General features: G+C 68.6%; 6 protein-coding genes. 3 read left to right on the top strand and 3 right to left on the bottom strand.

Annotated features, from left to right (window positions below; genetic code table 11):
• Positions 1-117: 117 nt before the first annotated feature.
• Positions 118-867 (top strand): metallophosphoesterase family protein, encoded by a 750-nt coding sequence (locus tag AC3WQR_RS23810; protein ID WP_492744059.1) that lies wholly within the window; start codon positions 118-120, stop codon positions 865-867.
• A gap of 7 nt (positions 868-874) precedes the next feature.
• Here AC3WQR_RS23810 and AC3WQR_RS23805 read toward each other — a convergent pair whose 3' ends face one another.
• Positions 875-1,411, bottom strand: coding sequence for a cysteine hydrolase family protein (locus tag AC3WQR_RS23805; protein WP_492744057.1), 537 nt, complete (start codon positions 1,409-1,411; stop codon positions 875-877).
• A gap of 154 nt (positions 1,412-1,565) precedes the next feature.
• Between AC3WQR_RS23805 and AC3WQR_RS23800 the strand changes: the two genes are divergently transcribed.
• Together AC3WQR_RS23800 and AC3WQR_RS23795 are read left to right on the top strand one after the other, a co-directional pair.
• Positions 1,566-2,693: an MBL fold metallo-hydrolase gene (locus AC3WQR_RS23800; RefSeq protein ID WP_492744055.1), complete on the top strand. Its 1,128-nt coding sequence runs from the start codon at positions 1,566-1,568 to the stop codon at positions 2,691-2,693.
• 614 nt (positions 2,694-3,307) lie between these two features.
• Positions 3,308-4,261: an ABC transporter substrate-binding protein gene (locus AC3WQR_RS23795; RefSeq protein ID WP_492744053.1), complete on the top strand. Its 954-nt coding sequence runs from the start codon at positions 3,308-3,310 to the stop codon at positions 4,259-4,261.
• Between the two features lie 22 nt (positions 4,262-4,283).
• Here the strand turns inward: AC3WQR_RS23795 and AC3WQR_RS23790 are convergent, their stop codons facing one another.
• Together AC3WQR_RS23790 and parC are read right to left on the bottom strand one after the other, a co-directional pair.
• Complete coding sequence (locus tag AC3WQR_RS23790; RefSeq protein ID WP_223301260.1) at positions 4,284-4,481, bottom strand: hypothetical protein; 198 nt, start codon at positions 4,479-4,481, stop codon at positions 4,284-4,286.
• Positions 4,481-6,877, bottom strand: a complete 2,397-nt coding sequence (parC, locus tag AC3WQR_RS23785; RefSeq protein ID WP_095744758.1) for a DNA topoisomerase IV subunit A — start codon at positions 6,875-6,877, stop codon at positions 4,481-4,483. The genes AC3WQR_RS23790 and parC overlap by 1 nt, the downstream gene beginning before the upstream one ends.
• Positions 6,878-6,918: the final 41 nt, after the last annotated feature.

The following is a 6,918-nucleotide window of genomic DNA, read 5'->3' as shown; positions in this document are numbered from 1 at the left end:
TCCCGCAGCGAAATCAAGGAGGAGGCCGAAGGCCGGGGGACATTCGCGGAGGGAAGTACCCGGTGGCCTGTGCACGCACCCCGAACTAAGATCACCGCCCTCACAAAGAAGCCACGCATGCGCATCGCCCTTGTCTCCGACATCCACGGAAACCTCCCCGCACTGAAAGCCGTCGTCGAGGACATCGCACGCCGCAAGGTGGATGCGATCGTCAACCTCGGCGACAGCCTCTCAGGCCCGCTGATGCCGCTGGAGACGGCGCAGTTCCTGATGGCGCAGGACTGGGTCCAGCTCGCCGGCAACCACGAACGGCAACTGCTCACGTTGCCGACCTCAGGCCAGCGCGGCGAGTCCGATACCTTCGCACACGCCCGCCTCGGCGCAGCAGAGTTCGCATGGATCGCCTCGCTCACGCCGCGCCTGCGCTTGAGCCCCGAGGTGCTGCTGTGCCACGGCACGCCCGACAGCGACCTCACCTACTTCCTCGAAACGGTCGAGCCCACGCAACTGCGCATGGCCACTGCGGCAGAGATCGATGCGCGTCTCGGCACTGTGGAAGCCGGCACGGAACTGGTCGCCTGCGGCCACACGCACCTGCCACGCGTGATGCACGCATCCAACGGCACCTTGATCGTCAACCCGGGCAGCGTCGGCCTGCAGGCCTATGGCGACGCGCATCCGCATCCGCACCACGTGGAGACCGGCTCACCCGATGCGCGCTACGCGCTGGTCGAACGGCACGACCACGGGCAGTGGACCTGCACGCTGGTCACCGTGCCCTACGATCACACGGCCATGGCGGCACTGGCCGCTGCCAATGGGCGTGCGGACTGGGCCCACGCACTGGCCACCGGACGCATGCCCTAGCGCCAGATCAATCGCCGAATGCGATGTCCGCGCTGTCGATCGCGCGGATCGGCACGCCGAAGCTCGTGATGTCCGACAGCGTCGCGTTGTGGTGCGCACGGATGAAGGCGCCCTTGGCATGCGGCTTGTCGTGCGAGGTGTGGGCGTCGGCCGCCAGCACCACCTCGTAGCCCAGCGCGGCGGCGCGGCGCACGGTGGTGTCCACGCAGAACTCCGACGAATAGCCACAGACCACCACGCGCCGAACGCCCTGCCCCGACAGCCAGGCCTCGAGCGGCGTGCGCAGGAACGCGTCGGGCGTGGTCTTGCGCAGGCGCGCGTCCGCCGGTGTCACCTGCAAGGCATCGGCCAGCTGCCAGCGCTCGGAATCGAATTCCAGGTCGATGGCGTTCTCGTGCTGGACGAAGGCCACCGGCACGCCCGCCGCGCGGGCCCGCGCCGTGAGCGCGTTGATGCGGCCGATGACCGCTTCGGCCTCGTACGGCCGGGGCGGATCGTCGCAAAGGCCGCGCTGCATGTCGATGACGAGGATGGCAGTTTTCATGGCGATGAAGGGCTGTGGACGTGGATCGCCGGAGTATGCCGCCGGCCCGCGGATTGCCCCCGCTCGCCGAATGTTTCTGTCGCTGAAACCATTGAAAAGCCAACTCCCGCTAGTCTCGCGCCTCAAGACCAACACACACGCAGAGGGCTTTCCCATGGCTGACGAATCGGATTCGCAAGGCGCTTACTTACCCCGGCTGCTGCGCCGCAGCGCGGTGCTCGCCACGGCGGGTTGCGCGTTCGTGGCCGGCTGCAGCAGCGCCGGCGGCGGGGAAACGCGCTACGACAACTCGCCGCAGTTCAAGGGCGGCGTGTTCCAGAACATGCCCAACCCCGAGCTGCAGCCCGCCGCCAGCACCTGGCGCATCTGGTCGCGCTTCATCGTCGGCAGCAAGGTCGACACCGTGCCTGTCGACCCCATTCCGGTGCGCGCCCTGACGCCCCAGGCGCTCGACGCGCTCGCGGCCGACGCCAACCACGTGGTGCGCCTGGGCCACTCGTCGCACCTGCTGAAACTCAAGGGCAAGTACTGGCTCATCGACCCCGTATTCAGCGAGCGCGTCTCGCCCTTCACCTGGGTCGGGCCCAAGCGCTTCCACAAGCCGCCGATCCAACTGGAGCAGCTGCCGCCGATCGAGGCCGTGATCCTCTCGCACGACCACTACGACCACCTCGACGTCGCCACCATCGAGTACCTCGCCACGCGCGTGCAGCGCTACTTCGTCCCGCTGGGCGTGCGCGCCCGGCTCGTCGAGATGGGCGTGCCCGCCGAGCGCGTGACCGAGCTCGACTGGTGGCAAGGCGGCGAGCATGCGGGCGTGAAGCTCACGGCCACGCCCGCGCAGCACTTCTCGGGCCGCGCGGTCACGCTGACCGACCGCGACCGCACGCTGTGGGCCTCGTGGGTGGTGCAAAGCGGCGACCAGCGCATCTTCTACAGCGGCGACTCGGGCTACTTCCCCGGCTTCAAGCAGATCGGCGAACGCTTCGGCGGCTTCGACCTCGCGCTGATGGAAAACGGCGCCTACGACGCCTACTGGCCCGGCGTGCACATGACGCCCGAGCAGAGCGTTCAGGCCTTCGAAGACCTGCGCGGCAAGGTGCTCTATTCGGTGCACAACAGCACCTTCGACCTGGCCTTCCACACCTGGCACGACCCGCTGGACCGCATCGCCAACCTGGCGCAGGCGAAGAAGATCGACCTGGCCACGCCGGTGATCGGCGAAGTGCTCACGGTGGGCCGGGCGCGCACCAACGTGCGTTGGTGGGCCGGGCTGAAGTAAGGAGCGCACCGTCCACGCGGCGGTGTGTATTTCAAATGTTGCTCGCCACTTTTGGAAGGTTTACAGACAGTTAACCAGCGGCCGGTTCAATCGCCGTGTCGCCGCGACGAATCCCTCACCGGACGCCGATCGCGGACGACACCGTCATCTGCAAGGCAGCAGCCACAGGGAGCAAGGTGATCACAAGAAGAACCGGCAAGAAAGGAGGCGGCATCCCCGCCATGTCGACGCGCGCCCCGAGGCGTCGCCTGGCGCGCATCGCCAGGGGTTTCGCCACGGGGCGCGTGCTGGCATCGATCGCGGGCGCACGGGCCGTCGTTCTCCTGGGCACGGGCGATGCGGCCGCGGGCCACAGGGGCAAAGCGAACGGGGCGCCCCCGATGCGCTGTACATCGGCCTGATCGTCAGCGACCCGGCGACCCCTTCTTCCTCCAGGTCTGACACTGCCGCCGCCCACGCTGCCGACCCGCGACAACATCGACTCCCACCGGGGCCGGCAGGTTCGTCCATTCCCCCACGCTTGCCGCCGCAGATCGCGGATGCGAGGCGGTGCGGAACATGTCATCATCCCCACCCCTTCACCGGCCCCCTCTCGCAACGAGGCCCTCGCACCCATGCCCATGAAACGTCCCTGGCGCACCTGGCTGCTGGCCCTCCTCCTCGCTGTGGGCCCCGTGGGCAGCGCGCTCGCGACACATGCCAACCATGGCAAGGGCCCGCGCGTCGGCGTGCTCGTGAGCGACCTGCGCAACCCCTTCTTTGCCTACATCGCGCGCGCGGTGGAAAGCACGCTGGCCGCAGACAGTCGCAACGCGGCGCACATCACGGTCGTGTCGAGCGGGTTCGATCCGCAGCGGCAGGACGAGCAGCTCAAGGAAATGATCCGCCAGCGCGTGCAGCTGGTGATCGTGACGCCGGTCGATTCGACCACCCTGCACGCGCGCGTCACGGAGGCGCGCGCGGCCGGCATCAAGGTGGTGGCGGTCGATGCGCTCGTGCAAGGTGCGGACGCGGCCGTGGTGACAGACAGCCGCGCGGCCGGCAGGCTCTCTTGCGAACACCTGGTGCGCACGCTCGGCGGCAAAGGCGAAGTGGCGATCATCGACGGCCCGCCGAACACGGCCGCGGTGGGCCGCGTCAACGGCTGCCGCGAGGCGTTGAACGCCGCACCCGGCGTGCGCGTCGTGTCGATGGCGCTCAATGGCGGCGCCACCAAGGACGGCGGCGTGGAACAGATGACGCGGCTGCTCGCGCGCCATCCGAAGCTGTCGGGCGTGTTTGCGATCAACGACCTGTGCGGCATCGGCGCGGAACTGGCGGCCCAGGTCGCGGGCCGGCGCGACATCGTCATCACGGCGATGGACGGTTCGCCGGAGGTGGCACAGCGGCTGCAAGACCCGACCACCTTGATCGTCGGCAGCGCCACGCAGTCGCCCACGTTGATGGGCCAGCGGGCGGCCCAGATCGGGTTGAAGCTCCTGAAGGGCCAGCCCCCTCAGCAGCGCGTGCTGCTGTTGCCGTCGAAGCTCGTGACGCGCGAGAACGTCGACGGCTACGGGGGCTGGTGAGCCAGCCCCTCGGCTTGCCTGCTTACTTGCCTTCCTGCTCGCGCCGCTCGCGTGCGCGACGCACTTGGCGCGTCTCGTTGGCCTGCGCGGCGGCGCGGTCTTTCGCGCGCCGCTTGCCCTGGCGCTTCTCGCGCATGCGGCGCCCCAGGATGTAGCTGCCGAAGCCCGTGACCACGGCGAGGACCACGCCGAGGATGCTGATGTCGATGCCGCCCAGCATCAGAGCACCCGCACCACGCTCGCCGGCGTGAATCCGAGGTCTGCCACCTTGCCCTTGCGCGCGCGGGCACCCATCGCGTTGTTGAGCGAGCGGATCTCGAGCGTTTCTTCGCGCTCCTTGCCGCCGCGGGCGACGCCTTCGATCCGCACGCTGCGCGTGTAGGCCACCGCACCGGCCAGCGATTCCTTGGCCTCCAGGTCGATCAGCATCAGGCCGCGTCCACCCTTGGGCAGGCTCTTGAGCTCGGCGATGTCGAAGGTCAGGATGCGCTTGCCGCTCGAGGCGCAGGCCACGTGCGTCGCGGCCGGCATCGGCTCGGCGCCGCTCGCGCCGCCCACCAACGACGGCCGGCACAGCTGCTCGCCCTCGCCCACGTCGATGAAGGCCTTGCCGCCGCGCTGGCGCGACATCATGTTCTCGATGGTGGCCATGAAGCCGTAGCCGCCCGTGTTGGCCAGCAGCAGGCAGGCGCCCACCGGGCCCGCGAAGAAATGCGTGACGTGCGTGCCGGCATCGAGCTCGATGAGCGTGGTGACGGGCTGGCCGTCGCCGCGCGCGCCGGGCAGCGAGGCCACGGGCACGGTGTAGACGCGCACGCTCTTGTCCTTGGCGCTGCCGAAGACCAGCAGCGTGTCGACGCTGCGGCATTCGAAGGCGCCGTAGAGCGTGTCGCCCGACTTGAAGCTGTACTCGGGCGCGGTGCCGCCGTTACCGGCTGCCTTCTCGCTGGCCCAGCCCTTCTGCGCGCGCACCCAGCCCTTCTGCGACACGATCACGGTGACGGGCTCGTCGACCACCTTCACCTCGGCCACGGCGCGCTTCTCGGCCTGGATGAGCGTGCGGCGCGGGTCTTCGAAGGTCTTGGCGTCGGCCTCGATTTCCTTCACCAGCAGGCGGCGCAGCGTGGCCGGGCTGGAGAGGATGTCTTCGAGTTTCTTCTGCTCGTCGCGCAGACCGGCCAGCTCCTGCTCGATCTTGATGGCCTCGAGCCGCGCGAGTTGGCGCAGCCGGATTTCAAGGATGTCCTCGGCCTGGCGTTCGCTGAGGTTGAAGCGCGCGATGAGCGCCGCCTTCGGGTCTTCCGCCGCGCGGATGATGGCAATGACCTCGTCGATGTTCAACAGCACCAGCTGCCGGCCTTCGAGGATGTGGATGCGGTCCTGCACCTTGTCCAGGCGATGGCGCGAGCGCCGCTCGACGGTGATCTCGCGGAACGCGATCCACTCGTTGAGCATCTGGCGCAGCGACTTCTGCGTGGGCTTGCCGTCGATGCCGACCATCGTGAGGTTGATCGACGACGAGGTCTCGAGCGAGGTCTGCGCCAGCAGCGTGGTCACGAACTCGTCCTGGCTGATGCGCGAGGTCTTGGGCTCGAACACCAGGCGCACGGCGGCGTCCTTGCTCGATTCGTCGCGCACCACGTCGAGCACCGACAGCATCGCGGCCTTGAGCTGGGTCTGGTCGGCGCTCAGCGCCTTCTTGCCGGCCTTGACCTTCGGGTTGGTGATTTCCTCGATTTCTTCGAGCACTTTCTGCGTGCTCACGCCCGGCGGCAGTTCGTTGACCACGAGCTGCCACTGGCCGCGCGCGAGGTCTTCGATCTTCCAGCGCGCGCGCACCTTGAGCGAGCCGCGGCCGGTGCGGTAGGCGTCGGCGATGTCGCTGGCGCTGCTGATGATCTGCGCGCCGCCCGGATAGTCGGGGCCGGGCACGAGGGCGAAGAGTTCTTCTTCGCTGAGCTTGCCGTTGGACTTGATCAGCGCCACGCAGGCGTCGGCGATCTCGCGCAGGTTGTGGCTCGGGATCTCGGTGGCCAGGCCCACGGCAATGCCGCTGGCGCCATTGAGCAGCGTGAACGGCAGCCGCGCGGGCAAGAGGCGCGGCTCTTCGGTGCTGCCGTCGTAGTTGGGAATGAAGTCGACCGTGCCTTCGTCGATCTCGTCGAGCAGCAGGCTGGTGATGCGGGCCAGGCGCGCTTCGGTGTAGCGCATGGCCGCGGCGCCGTCGCCGTCGCGGCTGCCGAAGTTGCCCTGGCCGTCGACCAGCGGATAGCGCTGCGAGAAGTCTTGCGCCATGCGCACCAGCGCGTCGTACGCGGCCTGGTCGCTGTGCGGGTGGAAGCGGCCGAGCACGTCGCCGACGACGCGCGCGCTCTTCACGGGCTTGGCGCCCACGGTGCCGTTGGTGCCGCCGAAACCCAGGCCCATGCGCGACATCGAGTACAGGATGCGCCGCTGCACCGGCTTCTGGCCGTCGGACACATCGGGCAGCGCGCGGCCCTTGACCACGCTCAGGGCGTATTCGAGGTAGGCGGTCTGCGCGTAGTCGGCCAGCGTGAGGGTGGTGTCGCCGTCGGTGGGGCCTGCAAGGTCGAGCGGAGGTTGAGAGTCGTCCATGAAGAAGAGAGAAAGAAAAACAGTGACGGGCGGCGTGCGTT

The organism is Variovorax sp. FW305-3-2-15-B-LB1, assembly GCF_058787635.1.
Note: the sequence above shows the minus strand (reverse complement) of the source record. Positions and strands in the feature narration are given on the sequence as shown.